Raw genomic sequence first — 19,501 nt, 5'->3', positions numbered from 1 at the left:
GACCGCTCATCGAGCGTCTGACCTGGCCTTCCATCCTCGGAGCAGCTGTTTTTGGAGGCCGAACATCTCGGCCTCCTCCTCGGGCTCGGCATGGTCGTAGCCGAGCAGGTGCAAGATCCCGTGCGTGGTGAGCAGCCGCAGCTCCTCGGCGGTGGAGTGGCCGGCGTCCTTCGCCTGCTTCTCGGCCACCTCCGGACACAGCACGACGTCCCCGAGCAGGCCGGGCACCGGCTCGTTGTCGTCCTCGGCCCGGGCCGGCCGCAGCTCGTCCATCGGGAAGGAGAGCACGTCGGTCGGGCCCGGCTCGTCCATCCACTGGATGTGCAGCTGCTCCATCGCGGCGGTGTCGACCAGCAGGATGGACAGCTCGGCCATCGGATGGATGCCCATCTCACCCAGCACGTACCGGGCCACCCCGACCAGTTCCTCGGCGTCCACACCCTGCTCGGTGCCGTAGTCGGTCTCGTTGGCGATGTCGATCGACATGGGGTCAGTGCCTCTTCCTCTTGGCGTCCCCACCACGGGCGTCAAAACGCCCGTACGCGTCGACGATGTCCCCCACCAACCGGTGCCGCACGACATCGGCACTGGTCAGCTCGGCGAAATGGATGTCCTCCACATCGCCCAGGATATTGCGCACGACCCGCAGCCCGGACTCAGTACCCCCGGGCAGGTCGACCTGCGTGACGTCGCCGGTGACCACGATCTTGGAACCGAAGCCGAGGCGGGTGAGGAACATCTTCATCTGCTCGGGGGAGGTGTTCTGGGCCTCGTCGAGGATGATGAATGCGTCATTAAGCGTTCTTCCACGCATATATGCCAGCGGAGCCACCTCAATGACCCCAGCCGCCATCAATCGAGGAATACCGTCCGGATCGATCATGTCGTGCAGCGCGTCATACAACGGCCGCAGGTACGGGTCGATCTTCTCGTACAGCGTTCCGGGCAGGAAGCCGAGCTTCTCCCCGGCCTCGACCGCGGGGCGGGTCAGGATGATGCGGTTGACCTGCTTGCTCTGCAGGGACTGCACCGCCTTGGCCATCGCCAGGTAGGTCTTGCCGGAACCGGCCGGGCCGATGCCGAACACGATCGTGTTGCGGTCGATGGCGTCGACGTAGTTCTTCTGGTTGAGGGTCTTGGGTCGGATGGTGCGGCCGCGGTTGCTCAGGATGTTCTGCGTCAGCACCTCGGCGGGGCGTTGCCCGTCGACGTCTGCCTCGCCGCTGCGGAGCATCTGGATCGAGCGTTCGACGCCGTCCTCGGTGAGCGGGGCGCCGGTGCGGAGCATCAGGAGCATCTCCTCGAAGAGGCGCTCCACGAGCCCCACCTCGCCTTGGCTGCCGGCGATGGTCACCTGGTTGCCGCGGGCGTGGATGTCGACGCCGGGGAAGGCCTTCTCGATCACCCTCAGCAGGCCGTCGCCGGCCCCGAAGACGGAGACCAGGGGGTGCCCGGACGGTATCTCGATCTTGGCCTGGACGACGCCCGGGGCGACCTCTTCGGCACGGGTGGCGCGGGTCCCGGAGACGGGCTTGGAAGGCCCCGAGGACGCGTTCGCCCCGTTCGCCCCCGCGCGGCCGGTTCCGGCCGCCCTCCCGTTGCGGTCCGCGGCGGAGGACTGGCGGCCCTTGCCCGAACGCGGTGCGGTGTTGTCTGCCATAGGAACGGCCGTACGGCCTTTGATCACTCTCCTGTCTTCGTGATGCCTCCATGCTAGCCCGCACCCCCGCGACCAGGGCGGGAGATTTTGCCCGCCACCCCTTTTCGTCATCTTGACGCTATGCTACTCTCGAACCGTTATCGTCAGATGGACGATAACGGGCGACGACTTTGAGAAGGCGATGGCGATGGGCAGCGGACGCTGGGACTACAACGCATACGAGGCGGCGGAGGCCTACCGCAGAGCGAACGGCCGCAGCGCCTTCGACTACAACGACCGGGTGCTCAGCAGCACCCCGCGCAACCAGTGGCGCGCGCACCCCGACCTTGAGCCGTACGGCGTGGCGGTCCGCGAGAGCCGGGACAGCGCCGAGCACCCGGCCTCCCTGGCCATCTCGGTCCTGTTCGACGTCACCGGCTCCATGGGCGGGGTCCCCCGGGTGCTCCAGACCAAGCTCGCCGACCTGCACGGCCTGCTGCTGCGCAAGGGCTACGTCGACCACCCGCAGATCATGTTCGGCGCGATCGGCGACGCCTACTCCGACCGGGTGCCCCTGCAGGTCGGGCAGTTCGAGTCCGACAACCGCATGGACGAGCAGCTCGGCGAGATCGTCCTGGAGGGCGGCGGCGGGGGCCAGATGCGGGAGTCCTACGAGCTCGCGATGTACTTCATGGCCCACCACACCTCGCTGGACTGCCACGAGAAGCGCGGCAAGCGCGGCTACCTGTTCATCATCGGCGACGAGATGCCCTACCCGAACGTCAACCCGCAGCACGTCTCGCGGATCCTCGGCCACGGCATCGGCCACGGCATCAGCGGCGGCCATGGCGCCGGCCGCAGCTCCGGCGGCGGCGGCCGCCCCGGCGAGTGGCCCGGCGAGCGCCCCGGCCGCGGCGGCCTGTCGGCCGCCCCGATCGAGGACGTGGTCCGCGACCTGACCCGCAAGTTCGACGTCTACTACATCCTCCCCGAGGGCTCCTCCTACGTCGGCAACGACGAGGTCCTCGGCGCCTGGCGAGCCCTGCTCGGGCAGAACGTCGTCCAGCTCGACGACCTGGACGCGGTCTGCGAGACCATCGCGCTGACCATCGGCCTGGCCGAGGACCGGATCGACCTGGACGCCGGCCTGAACGACCTGCGCAACGTCGGGTCCCGCGCCGGCAAGTCCGTGGAGCGCGCGCTGGGCGACCTGGACGCGCACCGCGGCAACCACCGCCACGACCGGCGCCACGCTTCGGCGGACTCGGCCGTCAGGTTCCTGCGGACCCAGGGCGCCAACTACACCTACGACTCCGGATACGACAACCGTCCCGAAAGCCGCTGGTAGGTACTGGTAGGCGCTGGTAGACGCGAGTAAGAAAGCACTCTGCAATGGACTTGATCGGTATGAAGCACGCGATCGTGGTGGACCTCGGCTACGGCGACGCCGGCAAAGGCTCGACCGTCGACTGGCTCTGCTCCCCCGGGCACGCCGAGCGCTCCTGGCACGCCGACCCCTCCGGACCCGACGGACCGGCCGCATCCGCCGGCGGCCGCAGCGCATCACGGTTTCACCGACAAACACAGATCCGCGCCGTCATCCGCTTCAACGGCGGCGCGCAGGCCGGCCACAACGTCGTCACCCCCGACGGCCGCCACCACACCTTCGCGCAGTTCGGCGCCGGCACCTTCCACGGCGTGCCGACCCACCTGTCCCGCTTCATGCTCGTCGAGCCCTTCGCGCTGGCCGCCGAGGCCGCGCACCTGGCCGAGCTCGGCATCCCGAACCCGTTCGCCCTGCTCTCGGCGGACTCCCGCGCGCTCATCACCACCCCTTACCACCGTGCCGCGAACCGCGTGCGCGAGTCTGCCCGGGACCGCACCCCCGGGTCGACCCGCCACGGGACCTGCGGCATGGGGATCGGCGAGACGGTCTCCTTCTCCCTGGCCGTCTCGCCAGATAAGCCACCGCGCGTGGGGGACTGCCGGGACCGCGCCACGCTGGTCAGGAAGCTGACGGCGCTGCGCGACCGGATAGCCGCCGATCTGGAGCTGTCCGGGCTGCACCTGCCCGCGGACCTGCCGGGCCCGGAGTTCTGCGCGGACGTCTACCAGGCGTTCGCGCAGCGCGTGCGGATCGTGGACGAGGAGTGCGGCGGGTATCTCGCCGCGCTCCTGGAATCCGGGCCCTGCGTCTTCGAGGGCGCGCAGGGCGTGCTGCTGGACGAGTGGTACGGCTTCCACCCGCACACGACGTGGTCGACGACCACGTTCGCCAACGCCGAGGAGCTGCTGAAGGAGTCCGGCCAGGGCCCCGACAGCACCGTGCGCCTCGGCGTGGTCCGCACCTACAGCACCCGGCACGGCGCCGGACCGTTCGTCTCCGAGGACGCGTCCCTGGCCCCGATGCTGCCGGAGCCGCACAACGAGGCCGGAACGTGGCAGGGGGCGTTCCGGATCGGGCACTTCGACGCGGTGGCGCATCGCTACGCGCTCGACGTGTGCGGCGGCGCCGACGCGTTGGTGGTCACGCACGCGGACGTCCGGGCGGACGGCCGGCGCCTGTGCCGGGCCTACCAGGCCTCCGCGGACGTGCCCGCGATGGAGAAGCTGCCACGGAGCCTGATGCCCGACCTGGACTACCAGCGGCTGCTCACCAAGACGGTGACGTCGTGTACGCCGGTGTACGAGGACGGCCCGCGCGACCAGCGCGACTGGCCGGACGTGATCGGGGAGGCGCTGGGGACGCCGGTCGGCCTGGTGTCCTCGGGGCCGACCTGGCGGGAGAAGGCCGCGCGGCTGCCCTGCGCGAAGTAGTGCGCGTGCAGGGCGGGCGCGCGGCCGGGGTGCGCTGGCAGCGCGGGCCCGAGTGCACCGACAGCACGAGCCCGAATACGCCGTCAACGCATCCGGGCTCGTGCGCTGTCAGCGCTGTGCGCCTCAGGTGTGCAGGGTCACGCAGGCGGGGTCGCCGAGGGACTTGTAGCTGCCGTCGTTCATCTTCTGCCAGCCCTGGACGCAGGCCAGGGTCTGATCCGGCCACTGCTGGTCGGGCGGCGTGACCTTCGCGACGGCCTCCTGCGGCCACGGCTGGTCGGAGGTGTTGTAGCTCCAGTCCTTCACCCAGAAGTGGAAGTGCCCGTAGAAGCCGTTGATCAGCAACGAGGACCCGCTCATCTGGTCGATGTGCAGGCCCGAGCCGTCGAGCCAGAGGCAGTTCGACCCGTTGCAGTTGCCGTCGCTGGCCACCGCGGGCGCCGCGGGACCGATCAGCGCGGTGGCTGCGGCTGCGGCGCAGACGGCGGCGAAACAGGCCGCCGACCTTCGACTGATCCGGTTCACTTCGAGCCCTTCGTCGTCACCGTTGGTGTTCGTGATCTTACTCCATGGAACGATTCCCATGATCACGACACCGGCGCGACTCAGCTCCCGAACGTGCTCAAGAACTCGCCGCCGAGCACGTGCGCGTGAACGTGGAACACGGTCTGCCCGGCGTGCGCGTCGGTGTTGAACACCACGCGGTAGCCGCCGTCCGCGATCCCCTCGGCCTCGGCCACCTCGGCGGCCTCGGCCAACAGCGCGGCCGCCAGCTCCGGTGCGTTCGCCGCCAGCTCGACCGCGTTGCGGTAGTGCGCACGCGGCACGACCAGGTCGTGGACCGGAGCCTGCGGGTTGATGTCCTTGAACGCGAACGTGGTCTCCGTCTCGCGGACCACCGTCGCCGGGATCTCGCCGGCCACGATCTTGCAGAAGAGACAGTCGGGTTGCGGTCGGCCGTCGGCCATCGTGTCCTCCTCGGGCGCCCGTCGGTCGGGGCTTTCCCGGCGATAGGCTACGGCACCATGCGCCTCCTCGACGGTTTCGCCCCGACCGCGGCCGCGATCGGTACCTCCCCCGACGTCCCGGAGCTGGGCGACGACGCCCAGGCCGCCGTCAAGGGCTTCGCCTCGGCCACCGCCGTGGCTCCGGGAGAGTCCATCGACTTCCACCTCGATGTGGCCGAGCCGCGGGACGTCACCGTCGAGATCTACCGCGTCGGCGCGTACAAGGACCACCGCTCGGCGCTGCTCGGCAGCAGCGAGCCGGTCGCCGTGGTGCCGCAGCCCGAGCCGGTGACGGATCCGGACACCGGGATGGTCGTCTGCCTGTGGGAGGCGGCCTGGCGGCTCACCGTGCCGGCGGACTGGAAGTCGGGAGCGTACCTCGCGGTGCTGCGTGCCGGGGACGGCGCCAACTACGTGCCCTTCGTCGTCCGCGATCTGCGGCGCCGCGCGAGCTGGCTGGTGGTCGTCCCCTTCGCCTGCTACCAGGCGTACAACATGTACCCCTTCGACAACGCCCGCGGGAAGAACCTCTACTACGGGTTCGACGAGAACGGCGAGCAGAGCAGCAAGCTGCGCGCGTCCTCGGTCTCCTTCCAGCGGCCCTACGAGCTGACCGGCATGCCGCGCGAGGCCGAGCGGGTCCACGACTTCATCGTGTGGGCCGAGCGTCAGAGCTATGACATGGAGTACGCGTCGAGCGCCGACCTCAACGAGGGCCGCGTCGATCCGCTGAACTACAAGGGCCTGATCTTCGCCGGGCACGACGAGTACTGGTCGGCCGGGATGCGCAAGTCGCTGGTGAAGGCGCTGGATTCGGGCGTCTCGGCGGTGTTCCTGCAGGCGAACAACGTCTACTGGCACATCCGCTACGAGGGCTCGACGATCACCTGCTTCAAGTCGCGCCAGGATCCGGTCAAGACCAAGCGGCCGGGCCAGACCGTCATGTGGCGCGACCTGAAGCTGCCCGAGCAGGAACTGCTGGGAGCGCAGTACGTCAGCCTCGTCAAGGGCGACGCCCCGCTCGTGGTCACGAACGCCGACCACTGGTTCTGGCAGGCGGCCGGCGTGAGCGACGGCGACACCTTCCCGGGCTTGGTCGGCGGCGAGGCGGACGCGGTCCACGAGAAGTATCAGGAAGCTGACTCAACGGAGTTCACCGTCCTGGCCCGCTCCCCCTACACCGACGGTGCCGACGGCACCCGCGAGCAGCAGACGGTGTTGCACCGCAAGGCCAGCGGCGCCTGGGTCTTCGACGCCGGAACCTTCTTCTGGCCGATGGCGCTGGGCCGCGAGGGCTTCGCCGACGCGCGGATCGAGGCCGCGACCGCCGCGCTGCTGGCGCGCATCGCGGCCGGGGACGGTCTGGCCTCCCGGTCGTCACGCCGCCGCGCGGCACTCACCGCGGTCATGAAGCGTGAGGCCAGCCCGTCGGCGGTGTCCGCGAAGGCGAAACCGGTGGTGAAGCGCGTGGGCCGCAAGGTGAAGCACACGCTGAGGAGGTCTTCATGACGACGAAACCCACCAGGAACGTACGCCTGGACCCGATGACGCCGGACGAATACCAGCCGTGGCGCGCGAAGGCCATGTCCAGCTACGCGACGGCCCAAGTCGACGAGGGCCACTGGGCCATTGAGACGGCGCAGAAACAGGCCTGGGACGTCATGGAGGGCCTGCTGCCCTTAGGCCCCGCGACGCCCTGCCAGCACCTGTGGATCGCCCGCGACCCGGACACCGGGCAGCGGGTCGGCGCGCTCTGGATCGCCATGCGGACGGCCGGCATCGGCATAGAGGCCTTCATCTACGACATCTACGTCGAGGACGAGTTCCAAGGCGGCGGCTACGGCCGAGCGATCATGGTGGCCGCAGCCGCCGCGTCACGAGCGCTCGGCGCGAAAACCGTCGCTCTGAACGTGCACGGAACCAACGAGCGTGCCTTCCAGCTCTACAAGAGCCTCGGCTACGGAGTGACCAACCTGCACATGCGGCTGGGGCTGTAGCCGGCGGCGCAGCGCGACGCGCGAGGGCTCGGCTTCACGGCCGCCGGATCAGGATCAGGCGCCCCACCCGTAAGCGTCGTCGGTCTTGAGTTCCTGCCAGAACGCCGGTTCCGGCTGCCCCGTCGCGTGGACGGCCTCCATCATCGGCCGGATCTCAGCCTCCTGCTCGGTGAAGAAGGCCTCGAAGCTCTGCCGGTCGGGCCACTCGTCGAGCACCATCATGCTGGATCCGTCCTCGGAGCCGTAGAAGCGGTGCGCGATGAGGCCGTGGCGCTTCGCCGCCTCGACGACGCCGTTCAGCCGATCGTGGTTGTCCTTCGCGTACTGCTCCATCGCCTGCGCGTTCCCAGGGATCCTGAGCGTCAAGAACACGGACATGGCTGCTCCTCTCACGGCGCGCTCGTGGTACGCCAGAATGTTCGAGCCATTCCAGTCGATCCCCTAGCGGTTCCCGCGGGGCTGCTCAATGCGCCATCCGGAGGACGGTCCGCGCCCTACCCCCAGCGTCCCGACTTCGCCAGCACCACTGTCGCCGCAGCAGTCCCGGCGGTAGACGTGCGCAACACCGTGGGACCCATCTTGTAAGCCTGCGCGCCGGCCGCTTCGAAGGCGGCCAGTTCCTGCCGCGAGATCGACCCCTCGGGTCCGATCACCAGCACCACCGACCCCTCGCCGACCACGTCCAGACCGGCCAGGGGCGTCTCAGCATCCTCATGCAGCACCAGCGCCTGATCGGCGTCCGCGAGCAGCTTGGCCACCTCGGCGGTCGAGTGCAGCGCCGACACCGTCGGCCACCACGCGCGCCGCGACTGCTTCGCTGCCTCGCGCGCCGTCGAGCGCCACTTGTTCAGCGCCTTCTCGCCGCGCTCGCCCTTCCACTGCACGATGGAGCGGCTCGCCGCCCACGGCACCACCGCGTCGACGCCGATCTCCGTCATCGTCTCCACCGCGGTCTCGCCGCGGTCGCCCTTGGGCAGCGCCTGGACGACGGTGATCCGCGGCGTCGGGGCGGGCGTGCGCACCAGTTCCCGGACGTCCAGCTCCAGCCAGTCCTTGTGCGCCACCGCCACCACGCACTCGGCGACCGTGCCCTCGCCGCCGGCGAGGTCCACGCGCTCCCCCGCCGTCAGCCGGCGGACGAGGGCCGCGTGGCGTCCCTCGGGGCCGTCCAGGCGGACGCGAGCACCGCGGCCGGTCGTCTCAGTGTCCTGCCAGAAGAAGACCGGTGCGGTGCTCACGTGGTTCCCTTGTGTCCTTCGTGCCTTATGTCGTGCTCGCTGCGTACCGTCCTGCGTGCGGCAGTCAACGGGCGTTGAAGGCGTCCCGCAGCCGCGAGAACAGCTTCTGCTGGCCCGGCGCGAACTCCCCGGAGGGACGCTCCTCGCCGCGCAGCTTGGCCAGCCGGCGCAGCAGCTCCTCCTGCTCGGCGTCCAGCTTCGACGGCGTCTTCACCTCGACGTGCACGATGAGGTCGCCGCGGCCGGTGCCGCGCAGGTGCTGGATGCCGCGGCCGCGCAGGGTGATCGCGTGCCCGGACTGGGTGCCCGGGCGGACGTCGATCTCGGCCGGGCCGTCCAGGGTCTCCAGCGGCAGCTTGGTGCCCAGCGAGGCGGCCGTCATCGGCAGCGTCACGGTGCAGTGCAGGTCGTCGCCGCGGCGCTGGAATATCGGGTGCGGCAGCTCGACGATCTCGATGAACAGGTCGCCGGCCGGACCGCCGCCGGGGCCGACCTCGCCCTCGCCGGCCAGCTGGATCCGGGTGCCGTTGTCCACGCCCGGCGGGATCTTCACGGTCAGCTTGCGCCGGGTGCGGACCCGGCCCTCGCCGCTGCACTCCGGGCACGGCGAGGGGACCACCGTGCCGAAGCCCTGGCACTGCGGGCACGGCCGGGAGGTCATGACCTGGCCCAGGAACGAGCGCGTGACCTGCGAGACCTCGCCGCGGCCGTTGCACATGTCGCAGGTGACCGGGTGGGTCCCGGGGGCCGAGCCCTCGCCGGAGCAGGCGACGCAGATCACCGCGGTGTCCACGCTGATCTCGCGCGCCGAGCCGAAGGCGGCGTCGGCGAGCTCGATCTCGATCCGGATCAGCGCGTCGTTGCCCTTGCGGACCCGCGAGCGCGGCCCGCGCGAGGTCTGGCCGCCGAAGAAGGCGTCCATGATGTCGGTGAACCCGAAGCCCGCGAAGCCGCCCGCGGCACCGCCGGCACCTCGGGGGTCGCCGCCGAGGTCGTACATCTGGCGCTTCTGCGGGTCCGAGAGGACCTCGTACGCCATGCCTATCTCTTTGAACCGTTCCTGCGTCCCGGGATCCGGGTTGACGTCCGGATGCAGTTCACGGGCCAGGCGCCGGTACGCCTTCTTGATCTCGTCCTGCGTGGCGTCTCGCCGCACACCCAAGACGCCGTAGTAATCAGTCGACACCGACATGCCCTCGCTAGACTCCGCCCAGAAAAACTTGCATCCATTACACGCTACGTGGCCCCACCCGTCACGCGACCTCCACCCCTCATCGAGGCGCCGCGCGCCGCAGCGTCAGATTCAAGGTTAGGTCTCAGCCAGTATGCGCCCCACATAGGCGGCTACGGCGGTGACCGCGCCCATCATGCCGGGGTAATCCATCCGGGTGGGCCCGAGCACGCCGAGGTGGGCGACCACTTCCTTCTCCCCCCGACCGTATCCCGTGGCCACGACGGACGTGCCGACTAGACCTTCGTGCGCGTTCTCGTGTCCGATCCGCACGGTGAGTCCGGACTGCGCCTCGCCGAACAAGCGCAGCAGCACCACTTGTTCCTCCAACGCCTCCAGAACCGGGTAGACCGTGTCGGGGAAATCATGGCGGAAACGAGCCAGGTTGGCGGTACCGGCCATGACAAGCCGCTCCTCGCGCTGCTCGACGACGGCGTCCAGCAGCGTCGCGATCAGCACCCCGATCCAGGTGCGGTCCTCGGCGGCGAAGCGCTCGGCGAATCCGTCCAACAGCGTCGGGACGTCGTTCAGGCGCCGCGCGCCGACCTCGGCGTTCAGCCGGGCCCGCACGTCGGCCAGGGTGGCCTCGGGCACCGCGCCGCCGCAGTCCACGATCCGCTGCTCGACCCGGCCGGTGTCGGTGATCAGCACCAGCATGATCCGGGACGGGGTCAGCGGCACCAGCTCCACGTGCCGGACCGCCGAGCGGCTCAGCGAGGGGTACTGGACCACCGCGACCTGCTGCGTTATCTGGGCCAGCAGCCGCACGGTGCGGGCCACCACGTCGTCGAGGTCGACCGCGCCGTCCAGAAAGGAGTGGATGGCCCGCTTCTCGGCCCCGGACAACGGCTTGACCTGCGAGAGCCGGTCCACGAACAGCCGGTAGCCCTTGTCGGTGGGCACCCGGCCGGCGCTGGTGTGCGGCTGGTGGATGTAGCCCTCGTCCTCCAGGGCGGCCATCTCGTTGCGTATCGTGGCCGGCGACACGCCGATGTTGTGCCGCTCGACCAGGGCCTTGGAACCGACCGGCTCCCTGGTGGCGACGTAGTCCTGCACGATGGCGCGGAGCACGTCGAGCTTGCGCTCGTCGAGCCTGCTCTCGGTCGTCACACCCGCCTCCGCATCTCCCGGCCCGGCTCTCCCTTCCCTGGCACTCACCGAGGTGGAGTGCCAAGGCATTCCTTTCAGTGTAACGGCGTGTAGCCGGGAATGGTCCTTCCCCCTGTGCCTTGTCAGCTGCGGCCCAGGTCGAAGCCGCCGGTCAGGACGCGGGACGCGGCCGGGCGCCGGACGGCCGCCGATCGGCCGCCCGCTGATCTGTACCCGCTCCGCCGCCGCGCAGACGCGCTGTGATCCGACTGGAACCGACAGGGGCTGACAGGATCGGGACATGAGTGCCTGGACCGAGACCGCCGAGGCCGTCTTCACCCGCCGCTTCGAGCCCGTGAACATCACCGTGACCGCCGTGCTCGGCGGCGACGGCGTCCTGGTCGCCGACACCCGGTGCAGCGTGCAGGAGGGCCGGGAACTGCGCGCGGAGTTGACGAAGCTCACACCGCTGCCGGTGCGCTGGGTGGTCAACACGCACACGCATTTCGACCACATGTGGGGCAACGCGGCCTTCGACGCGCCGCACCAGATCCCGCCGGCGGACTTCTGGGGCCACGAGAACATGCCGGACTTCGACCCCGAAGACCCGGAGTTCCTGGAACTGCGCGACTACATCCTGCGCGAGGGCGGCCCGGAGTGGCAGCCCAAGCTGGACGAGCTGGTGGTGCGCAAGCCGGACCACCTCGTCGCGCGCGAGCACGTCCTCGATCTCGGCGGCCGGGTCGCCGAACTGCGGCACGTCGGCCGCGGGCACACCGACAACGATCTCGTGGTCTGGCTGCCGGACGCCGCGGTCGCGATCAGCGGGGACCTGGTCGAGCAGTCCGGGCCGGTGGCGTTCGGCAAGGACTCGTTCCCGCTCGACTGGCCGGAGACGCTGACCGTGCTGGCGGCACTGACCACGCAGGACACCACCTACGTCTCAGGGCACGGCGACCCCGCCGATCGGGGATTCCTTCAGGGGCAACAGGAATTCGTCACGTCTGTAGCTCAGCAGATCAAGAACCTGCACGCGGACGGCGTCCCGGTCGAGCGTGCGGTCGAGGTCGGCTCGTGGCCGTACGAAGACGCGTCGTGGTTCGACAACGCGGTCAAGCGCGGCTACGCCCAGCTCGCCGGCGAGCTTTTGTAGGCTGGCAGGCGTGCCAGAGCCCGACTTCCGCAGCAAGCAGTATTCCGGCGACCTGACCCACGCCCGGCGCCGTCCGGTCTCCACGGAGGTGGAGGCGGTCCGCGATCTGGTGGTCGAGGACGTCGAGACCGGCTTCTGCGGCGCGGTGATCCGCATCGAGAAGACCCCCGGCGGCCCGACGGTCACGCTGGAGGACCGCCTCGGGAAGCACCGTGTCTTCCCGCTGGGGCCCGGATTCTGGATCGACGGCCGTCCGGTGACCCTGGTGGCTCCGCGGGCCTCCCAGGGCCCTGCCACGCCGCAGCGGACGGCCTCGGGCTCCATCGCGGTCCCGGGCGCACGGGCCCGCGTGGCGCGCGCCGGCCGGATCTATGTCGAGGGCCGGCACGACGCCGAGCTGGTCGAGAAGGTCTGGGGCGACGATCTGCGGGTCGAGGGCGTCGTAGTGGAGTACCTGGAGGGTGTGGACGACCTGGCGGCGATCGTGGACGGCTTCCGCCCGGGCCCGGACGCGCGTCTGGGCGTGCTGGTCGACCACCTGGTGCCCGGCACGAAGGAGGCACGCATCGTCGACGCGGCGATGCGTTCCCCGCACGCCGAGTACCTGCTGGTGGTCGGCCACCCGTATGTCGACGTCTGGGAGGCGGTCAAGCCCTCCGCGCTGGGCATCGAGGCCTGGCCCCGGGTCCCGCGCGGCCGGCCGTGGAAGGAAGGGGTCTGCGAAGCCCTGGGGTGGCCGGTGGACACCCCGGCGGCGTGGAAGCGGATCCTGCGCTCGGTGCGCGATTTCCGGGACCTGGAGCCCGAGTTGCTGGGGCGGGTCGAGGAGCTGATCGACTTCGTGACCGGGGTGTAGTAGCCCACGGATCAGTGGGGCGCGGCGTAGGAGCCGGTGGCCGCGGCGCCATGCAGCGGCACGATCTCGGCCGTCAGCGCGGAGCAGGAGCGAACGGGGTGCTCGGCGCCGGTCTCCGTCCCGGTCCTCGCCCCGGAGTCGGCCGCGGTCAGCGTACTGATAGCGGCCACAGCCGTCAGCGCCCCGGCGGCCCCAGAAATCCGATGCATAGTTCCTCCTGACAGGGATCCCCCTTGCACCGCATGCCTTTCGGCCTTCTCAGCCGCCTTCTTCTTCGAGCCCGAGCCGCTTGCGCGCCCACAGCTTCAGCGGCGGCGCGAGTTCATCGACCTCCAGCAGCCGCGCGGCCTCGGCGCGGTCGCGGTGGAAGATCCGGGAGGCGTCGGCGACGGTGAAGCCGTGCTCGGGCCGGGACAGCACCTCGACGGTGTCGCCGGCTCCGACGTCGCCCTCGGCGACCACCCGCAGATACGCGCCGGGCCGCAGGGCCAGCTCGAACCGTCGGGTCATGCTCTTGTCCCCGGCCCGGACGCCGAGCTTCCAGCACGGGATCCGCGGCTGCGCCACCTCGAACTCGACGCCGCCGACCCGCCAGTGCTCGCCGACCACGGCGTGGCTGACGTCGTAGCCGGTGATGGTGAGGTTCTCGCCGACGAATCCGTCCTCGATCTCGCGGCCGAGCTCGGCGGCCCAGAAGTCGAGGTCTTCGCGGGCGTAGGCGTAGACCGCCTTGTGCACGCCCGCGTGGTTCACCTGGTCGGCCTGCCGGTCGCCGTCGACGTGGTGGTCGACGACCTTCACCCGGCCGGCGACCGGGTCCTTGAAGATGGCGGTCTGCTTGATCTCGCCGTTCAGCTCCACATCGCGGGGCTGCCCGACGTTGACGGAAATCAGGCGCGCAGCGGTCATGGCGCCATCCTCTCAGTCGACGAGATCCCGGACAACCGCGTCTGCCAGCAGTCTTCCCTTGAGGGTAAGGACTGCAAACCCCTCGGCCAGTGACTGCCGATCGAGCAGCCCCTCAGCCGCCGCACCGATCGCGGCCTTGCGTCCGGCGGGATTGAGGATGCTGATATCGCAGCCGGAGTCCAGCCGCAGTTCCAACAGGATCCGCTCGACGCGGCGGTCCTCGGCGTCCAGCACTTCGCGGGCGTGCGCCGGGGAGTGGCCGGCGGCGATCCGCTGCGAATAGGCGCTCGGATGCTTGACGTTCCACCAGCGCGTGCCGCCGACGTGGCTGTGCGCGCCGGGGCCGACGCCCCACCAGTTGGCGCCGGTCCAGTAGAGCAGGTTGTGGCGCGAGCGGCCCTGCGGCGTGGCGGCCCAGTTGGAGACCTCGTACCAGCCGTATCCGGCGGCGGCCAGGGTCTGGTCGGCGATCAGGTAGCGGTCGGCGTGGACGTCGTCGTCGATCATCGGCAGCTCGCCGCGCTTCACGCGGGCCGCCAGGCGGGTGCCGTCCTCGACGATCAGCGAGTACGCCGAGACGTGGTCGGGGGCGGCGCCGATCGCGGCGTCCAGGGACGCGCGCCAGTCGTCGTCGCTCTCGCCGGGCGTGCCGTAGATCAGGTCGAGGTTGACGTGCTCGAACCCGGCCGCGCGCGCCTCGCGGACGCACGCCTCGGGACGTCCGGGGGTGTGCCGGCGGTCCAGGATCTGCAACACGTGCTCGCGGGCGCTCTGCATGCCGAACGAGATCCGATTGAACCCGCCGGCGCGCAGCTCCGCCAGGTACGCCGGATCCACCGACTCGGGGTTGGCCTCGGTGGTGATCTCGGCGTCCGGGGCCAGCCCGAACTCGTCTCGGACCGCGCCGAGCAGCGCGACGAGGTCGGCGGCCGGGAGCATGGTCGGCGTTCCGCCGCCGAAGAACACCGTCTGCACCGGCAGGTCCGCGGCGCCGAGCACCTTGCGCGCCAGGCGGATCTCCTCGATCGCGGTGGCGCCGTAGGTGGCCTGGGAGGCGCCGCCGCCGAGCTCGGAGGCGGTGTAGGTGTTGAAGTCGCAGTAGCCGCAGCGGGTCGCGCAGTACGGGACGTGGATGTAGAACGCGAGGGGCGTGCGGGACAGGTCGGGCTCGGCGAGGGCCTGCGGCGGCAGCGATCCGTCGGTGGGGACGGGTTCACCGTCGAGAGGGACACCTGGCATGCCTTTATTGTCCCTTACCTATCAGGCCCGGCCGACCCACCGCGCCATCACGGTCTGCACGGCCGAACCGGTCAAGCCGACCCGACCCACTGCGCCATCGTCGCCTGCACCGCGGAGCCGTCGACGTCGGCCAGCTTGCTCCCGACGAATCCGCGGGCCCATTCCGAGGTCTGGACGCGGAACGGCGGCTCCTCGGCCTGCAGCACGTCGACGATCGTCGCGGCGGCCTCCTCGGCGCTCTGCGCGTTGCCGAAGGACTGGCGTGCGCGGTCGATGTAGGCCTGGAGCGCGGGTCCGTACGGACCGGCCGCGGCGACGAGCGTGGGCACGTCCAGGCGCTGGCTGGCGACGAACTCGCTGGCCACCGCGCCGGGCTCGACCACGCTCACCCGCACCCCGACCGTCGCGGCGACCGACGCCAGCGCCTCCATGAAGCCCTCGACGGCGAACTTCGCGGCGCAGTACGCCTCGTTGAACGGCTGCCCGACCACGCCGCCGACGCTGGTGACCGTGACCAGGCGGCCCTTGGACTCCCGCAGGTGCGGCATCGTCGCGCGGGTCACCTCGACCACGCCGAAGTAGTTGACCTCCATGGCGGCCCGGACCGGGTCCATGCCGGCGACCTCGACGGTCCCGACCACACCGGCCCCGGCGTTGTTCACGACGGCGTCCAGGCCGTCGTGCGCGGCGGCGGCGCGGGCCACCGTCGACTGGATGCCGGCCGCGTCGGTGACGTCCAGGTGCTCGACGTGGATCCGGCCCCCGACGCCGACCGCGCCGGCCTCGGCCAGCAGGTGGCCGGCCTTGCCGGGGTCGCGCATCGTGGCCACGACGTCCCAGCCGGCGCGCGCGGCGCCCACCGCCGCGGCCAGGCCGATGCCGGAGGAGGTGCCGGTGATCAGGACGGTCTTCGACGCGGTCATACAGACTCCTACCGTCTCCTGCTGCGAGGTGTGGTCTGGGCATCATCGCACCGGACCGGCGGGCCGTCCGCAAGCAGACGGCGCCCGCCCGCTCGACCGTGCCGGATCAACCGTGCTGGATCGACGGTGCTGGATCGAACGCGCCGGTTCGGCCGCGCGGGATCAACCGCGCTAGGCGGTGGCCACCGCGACCTGGCCCGGCTCCTCGGCGGCGGCCAGCAACGCCGGCGGCCGGATCCGCACCGCCAGCGGCATCGCGCACCCGGCGGCCGCGAACACCGCCCCGACCGCGAACCACCCGGCCGGCGCCCAGTCCACGCAGGCCAGCGAGTAGATCCCGGGCGCCAGCGACATCGCGGCTCCCGTGATCATCCCGAGCAGGCCCTGGTACTGGCCCTGCGCGTGCTCGGCGGCCAGCTCGTACCCGAGCTCGAACACCCCGGCCTGCTGCACGATCTCGCCGATCGAGTGCACCGCGGCGGCTATCAGGAGCAGCACCACCGCCGCCCACGCCGGCACCCACCCGATCGACCCGAACAGCACCGCGGCCCCGGCGAAGATCCACCCGGACCGCACCGTCGCCCGCACCCCCTTGGCGACCGAGTCCACGCCCCGGCTCATGCGCACCTGCAACCCCGCGACCAGCACCGTGTTGATCACCAGGACCGCGCCGACGGTCCAGCGCGGCGCGTGCCCCAGCTTGGCGATCCACAGCGGCGCCGCGAACAGCAGCACCTCGAACTGCATGCTCATCACGCCGATCAGCGCCGCGCAGGCCAGGAACCGCCGGTCCCCCAAGGCGATCCACCGGTTGGCCCCCGGCGGCACCGGCAGCGGGTCCATGCGCGGCACCCGCAGCGCGATCGCCGAGGACACCAGGTACGTCACGGCGTTGAACCCGATCAGCCCGACGTACCAGGCGCGCGTGTCGAAGACCAGGCCGAGCCCGCCGGCCACGCCGCCCAGCGCGATCCCGACGTTGGTGACCGAGCGCAGATACGCCCGGAACACCGCCTTCTCCTCGCCCCCGAACCGCGCGATCATCGCCCCGCGCGCGGCCCGGTTGCTGGAGGCGACCAGGTTCTCGACGACTGCCACCCCGAGAAACTGCCAGAACCCGTGGACCATGGTGAACGCCACCATCACCAGCCCGGACAGCACCCCGAGCAGGACGCTCACCTCGCGTGGCCCGCGCCGGTCCGCGAGGTGCCCGACCGGGACGCCCGCGAAGAGGCCGAACAGGCCCGCGACGGTCAGCCCCAGGCCGACCTGCGAGGCCGGCAGGCCGACCGAGCGCGTGAAGTACATGACCATGACGGTCATGTACATGCCGTTGCCGATCGTGTTGACGAACGTGGCCACGGCCATGGTTCTCTGGACGCGATCCGTTGGCAGCAAACGCAAAACACCCTCCCCAGCGGCGATCTCCCCAACGCCTTGACGCCCCGACCCTACCGTCACACCCCATAGCCCGGAAAGACCATTACAGGTGCGGGCGGCAGACTTCGTCATCCAGCGGCGGGACGGCGCCGAACGTGTGGGTCGTTATTCCGTAGAGGCGCGCGGAAGAGGTCCCTACAGTGGCGGAATGCGAGTCCACTATCCCCGCACTCCCCATCTGCCCTGGTCGCCTGGCGCCACGGCGGACGATGTGCGTGCCCGGGATCTGACAGGGCTGGTGGGCCGCCACGTCATCGTCACCGAGAAGATGGACGGAGAGAACACCACCCTCTACCGGGACGGGTTGCACGCACGGTCTCTGGACTCCGCGCACCATCCGTCGCGCACGTGGGTGAAGGCGTTACACAGTCGGGTCGCCGCGCAGATACCCGAGGGATGGCGGATCTGCGGGGAGAACCTGTTCGCTGCGCATTCGATCCCTTATGACGCTCTGGATGGGTACTTCTACGGGTTCTCCGTGTGGGACGGCGAGAGGTGTCTCGACTGGTCGTCCACAGTGAGCTTTTTGCAGGGGTTGGGGATCCCGACACCGCGCGTCCTGTGGGCTGGAATCTTCGACGAGAAGGCCATTCAGAAGCACCTGCAGCTGGATCTGAGCCGGCAGGAGGGGTACGTAATACGGGCTGCGGAGGAGTTCTCCTATACGGAGTTCGCGGAGCGGGTCGCCAAGTGGGTTCGGCCGTCGCATGTGCAGACAGATACGCACTGGATGCACGCTGAGGTGGTGCCGAACAGGCTCGGGACTCAGGCTCCGTTCTGGGCTGTACGGAGTGGCGTGGATGTCGACGCCGAGGAGCTTTCTGCGGCGCTCTCCATAAGGGCTCCTAAGAAGGACAACGTGCTGGCCGATGCCTATGCCCGTCTCGACTCCGCAGGTTGTCACGGGAACGCGCGCCTGGTCGGCACCGTCGCCTCACTGGCGCATCGCGAACCGCGCGCAATGCTTATGGCGAGCCTCGCAGAGTCTCTGGAGATGCCGACCGTGCGACGCATCGCTGATGTCGTCGGGCTCGCTCCGCGCCTGCATATGTCCTTCGACGACGAACACCGCCGGGCAGGACTCGCGCGGATGTCGTTCGGTACGGACTTGGCGGTGCTTCACGCTGTCGCCGCCGCTACAGCTGCGGACAAGGCGGCTTCGGAGAACGTCGCGTGGTCGGTCTTGTTCGCCGAGGACTCAGGGCTCTTGCCGGAATCCCCTATAGAGGGGCTACGTATAGCGTGCCGCGAAGCCTTCGCCGAGCTTTCTGCGCGCGCCGCTGATCGCTGCTGGGGCGAGGCGCGTCAGCTCTTCGCGGAGGGGCGCCTCGCGTCGCCTGAAGAGGCGGTGGCGGCGACATGGAGATGGCGGGACGGCGAGTTCCCCAAGGTGCTCCATATGGTCGGGGTATCCGGCAGCGGAAAGAGCTCTACGGCGACAGCGCTCGCCGGTCGCGAGAACACGGTGCTCGTCAGCCTTGACGATCTGCGCACGAAGCGTGGGTCGCGGTCTGACCAGTCGGCGAACCAAGAGGTGCTGACGGAGGGGCTGCGGTTGCTCGACGAGGCGCTGTCGCAGGGGACGGATGTGGTCTGGGACGCGACTTCTCTGACTCGGCAGCAGCGGAGCTTGGTGGGTGGCGTCGCGCGCCGCCGCAATGCTCTGACGGAGTACGTGGTGCATCTGGCGCCGGGCCCGGTGCTGGAGAAGCGGAACGCGGGGCGTGCGCATTCTGTGCCGGCGAAGGTGCTGGCCGCTCAGGTGCGGCGCTTCGACCCGCCGTATCCCGGCGAGGCGCATCGTGCGGTCTATGTCGACACGGTGGGAGAGGACAGTGCGTTCGACGTCCTCGGCCCCTCGGTGTGGGAGGGGTGAGCGGGGATGCGGACCAGTCAGGAGATCTACCACCGGGTGCGGTGGGACGCTCGGTTCGACGCGTCACGGTTCGTGGTGGGGGTGGAG

At 70.2% G+C, this 19,501-nt stretch carries 21 protein-coding genes; 8 read left to right on the top strand and 13 right to left on the bottom strand.

Translation table 11 applies throughout. The features are described from left to right. Positions 1-6 precede the first annotated feature (6 nt). Positions 7-486, bottom strand: a complete 480-nt coding sequence (gene ybeY, locus GWK61_RS31725) for an rRNA maturation RNase YbeY (RefSeq protein WP_194915372.1) — start codon at positions 484-486, stop codon at positions 7-9. A gap of 4 nt (positions 487-490) precedes the next feature. Next, positions 491-1,660, bottom strand: a complete 1,170-nt coding sequence (locus GWK61_RS31720; protein WP_228563255.1) for a PhoH family protein — start codon at positions 1,658-1,660, stop codon at positions 491-493. Positions 1,661-1,847: 187 nt separating this feature from the next. On the opposite strand from GWK61_RS31720, the gene GWK61_RS31715 reads away from it, so the two are divergent. Both GWK61_RS31715 and GWK61_RS31710 read left to right on the top strand, forming a co-directional pair. Beyond that, positions 1,848-2,987 (top strand): hypothetical protein, encoded by a 1,140-nt coding sequence (locus tag GWK61_RS31715; protein WP_194915371.1) that lies wholly within the window; start codon positions 1,848-1,850, stop codon positions 2,985-2,987. 44 nt (positions 2,988-3,031) lie between these two features. Then, on the top strand, positions 3,032-4,456 hold the full coding sequence (locus GWK61_RS31710) for an adenylosuccinate synthetase (protein WP_194915370.1): 1,425 nt from the start codon (positions 3,032-3,034) through the stop codon (positions 4,454-4,456). 123 nt (positions 4,457-4,579) lie between these two features. Here GWK61_RS31710 and GWK61_RS31705 read toward each other — a convergent pair whose 3' ends face one another. Next, positions 4,580-5,041, bottom strand: a complete 462-nt coding sequence (locus GWK61_RS31705) for a hypothetical protein (RefSeq protein ID WP_194915369.1) — start codon at positions 5,039-5,041, stop codon at positions 4,580-4,582. Positions 5,042-5,061: 20 nt separating this feature from the next. Next, positions 5,062-5,424, bottom strand: a complete 363-nt coding sequence (locus tag GWK61_RS31700) for an HIT domain-containing protein (RefSeq protein ID WP_194915368.1) — start codon at positions 5,422-5,424, stop codon at positions 5,062-5,064. Between the two features lie 57 nt (positions 5,425-5,481). Here GWK61_RS31700 and GWK61_RS31695 point away from each other — a divergent pair, with 57 nt between their 5' ends. Then, positions 5,482-6,972 (top strand): N,N-dimethylformamidase beta subunit family domain-containing protein, encoded by a 1,491-nt coding sequence (locus GWK61_RS31695; RefSeq protein WP_194915367.1) that lies wholly within the window; start codon positions 5,482-5,484, stop codon positions 6,970-6,972. Then, positions 6,969-7,460: a GNAT family N-acetyltransferase gene (locus tag GWK61_RS31690; protein ID WP_194915366.1), complete on the top strand. Its 492-nt coding sequence runs from the start codon at positions 6,969-6,971 to the stop codon at positions 7,458-7,460. Before GWK61_RS31695 ends, GWK61_RS31690 begins: the two co-directional genes overlap by 4 nt. Positions 7,461-7,514: 54 nt before the next feature. Here GWK61_RS31690 and GWK61_RS31685 read toward each other — a convergent pair whose 3' ends face one another. The 4 genes from GWK61_RS31685 to hrcA all read right to left on the bottom strand — a co-directional run bounded on the left by GWK61_RS31685 (position 7,515) and on the right by hrcA (position 11,039). Continuing rightward, complete coding sequence (locus GWK61_RS31685; protein ID WP_194915365.1) at positions 7,515-7,838, bottom strand: hypothetical protein; 324 nt, start codon at positions 7,836-7,838, stop codon at positions 7,515-7,517. Positions 7,839-7,954: 116 nt separating this feature from the next. Continuing rightward, positions 7,955-8,698: a 16S rRNA (uracil(1498)-N(3))-methyltransferase gene (locus GWK61_RS31680; RefSeq protein ID WP_194915364.1), complete on the bottom strand. Its 744-nt coding sequence runs from the start codon at positions 8,696-8,698 to the stop codon at positions 7,955-7,957. Positions 8,699-8,762: 64 nt separating this feature from the next. Beyond that, the gene (gene dnaJ, locus GWK61_RS31675; RefSeq protein ID WP_194915363.1) at positions 8,763-9,884 is read right to left on the bottom strand and encodes a molecular chaperone DnaJ; all 1,122 of its coding nucleotides are present in this window, start codon (positions 9,882-9,884) and stop codon (positions 8,763-8,765) included. A 123-nt stretch (positions 9,885-10,007) separates the two neighbouring features. Then, complete coding sequence (gene hrcA / locus GWK61_RS31670; protein WP_194915362.1) at positions 10,008-11,039, bottom strand: heat-inducible transcriptional repressor HrcA; 1,032 nt, start codon at positions 11,037-11,039, stop codon at positions 10,008-10,010. A 280-nt stretch (positions 11,040-11,319) separates the two neighbouring features. Between hrcA and GWK61_RS31665 the strand changes: the two genes are divergently transcribed. Together GWK61_RS31665 and GWK61_RS31660 are read left to right on the top strand one after the other, a co-directional pair. After that, complete coding sequence (locus GWK61_RS31665; RefSeq protein WP_194915361.1) at positions 11,320-12,171, top strand: MBL fold metallo-hydrolase; 852 nt, start codon at positions 11,320-11,322, stop codon at positions 12,169-12,171. A 10-nt stretch (positions 12,172-12,181) separates the two neighbouring features. Continuing rightward, positions 12,182-13,027, top strand: a complete 846-nt coding sequence (locus tag GWK61_RS31660) for a DUF3097 domain-containing protein (RefSeq protein WP_194915360.1) — start codon at positions 12,182-12,184, stop codon at positions 13,025-13,027. An 11-nt stretch (positions 13,028-13,038) separates the two neighbouring features. Here GWK61_RS31660 and GWK61_RS31655 read toward each other — a convergent pair whose 3' ends face one another. The 5 genes from GWK61_RS31655 to GWK61_RS31635 form a co-directional block, all read right to left on the bottom strand. After that, positions 13,039-13,236 carry a hypothetical protein gene (locus GWK61_RS31655; protein WP_194915359.1) on the bottom strand — a complete coding sequence of 66 codons (198 nt, stop codon included), beginning with the start codon at positions 13,234-13,236 and terminating at the stop codon, positions 13,039-13,041. Positions 13,237-13,285: 49 nt separating this feature from the next. Beyond that, a complete protein-coding gene (locus GWK61_RS31650) occupies positions 13,286-13,936 on the bottom strand; it encodes an MOSC domain-containing protein (RefSeq protein WP_194915358.1) in 651 nt (216 codons plus the stop codon). A gap of 12 nt (positions 13,937-13,948) precedes the next feature. After that, a complete protein-coding gene (gene hemW / locus GWK61_RS31645; protein ID WP_194915357.1) occupies positions 13,949-15,175 on the bottom strand; it encodes a radical SAM family heme chaperone HemW in 1,227 nt (408 codons plus the stop codon). Positions 15,176-15,246: 71 nt separating this feature from the next. After that, entirely contained in the window at positions 15,247-16,098 is an 852-nt protein-coding gene (locus GWK61_RS31640; RefSeq protein ID WP_194915356.1) for an SDR family NAD(P)-dependent oxidoreductase, read from the bottom strand. 171 nt (positions 16,099-16,269) lie between these two features. After that, complete coding sequence (locus GWK61_RS31635) at positions 16,270-17,466, bottom strand: MFS transporter (protein ID WP_228563252.1); 1,197 nt, start codon at positions 17,464-17,466, stop codon at positions 16,270-16,272. Between the two features lie 220 nt (positions 17,467-17,686). Here GWK61_RS31635 and GWK61_RS31630 point away from each other — a divergent pair, with 220 nt between their 5' ends. Together GWK61_RS31630 and GWK61_RS60980 are read left to right on the top strand one after the other, a co-directional pair. Continuing rightward, positions 17,687-19,414: an RNA ligase family protein gene (locus GWK61_RS31630; RefSeq protein WP_194915381.1), complete on the top strand. Its 1,728-nt coding sequence runs from the start codon at positions 17,687-17,689 to the stop codon at positions 19,412-19,414. Between the two features lie 6 nt (positions 19,415-19,420). Beyond that, positions 19,421-19,501 (top strand): RNA repair domain-containing protein (locus GWK61_RS60980; protein WP_194915380.1); only part of this gene is annotated, 81 nt, incomplete at its 3' end.

Source organism: Catenulispora rubra (assembly GCF_015356825.1).
GTDB lineage: Bacteria > Actinomycetota > Actinomycetes > Streptomycetales > Catenulisporaceae > Catenulispora > Catenulispora rubra.
Note: the sequence above shows the minus strand (reverse complement) of the source record. Positions and strands in the feature narration are given on the sequence as shown.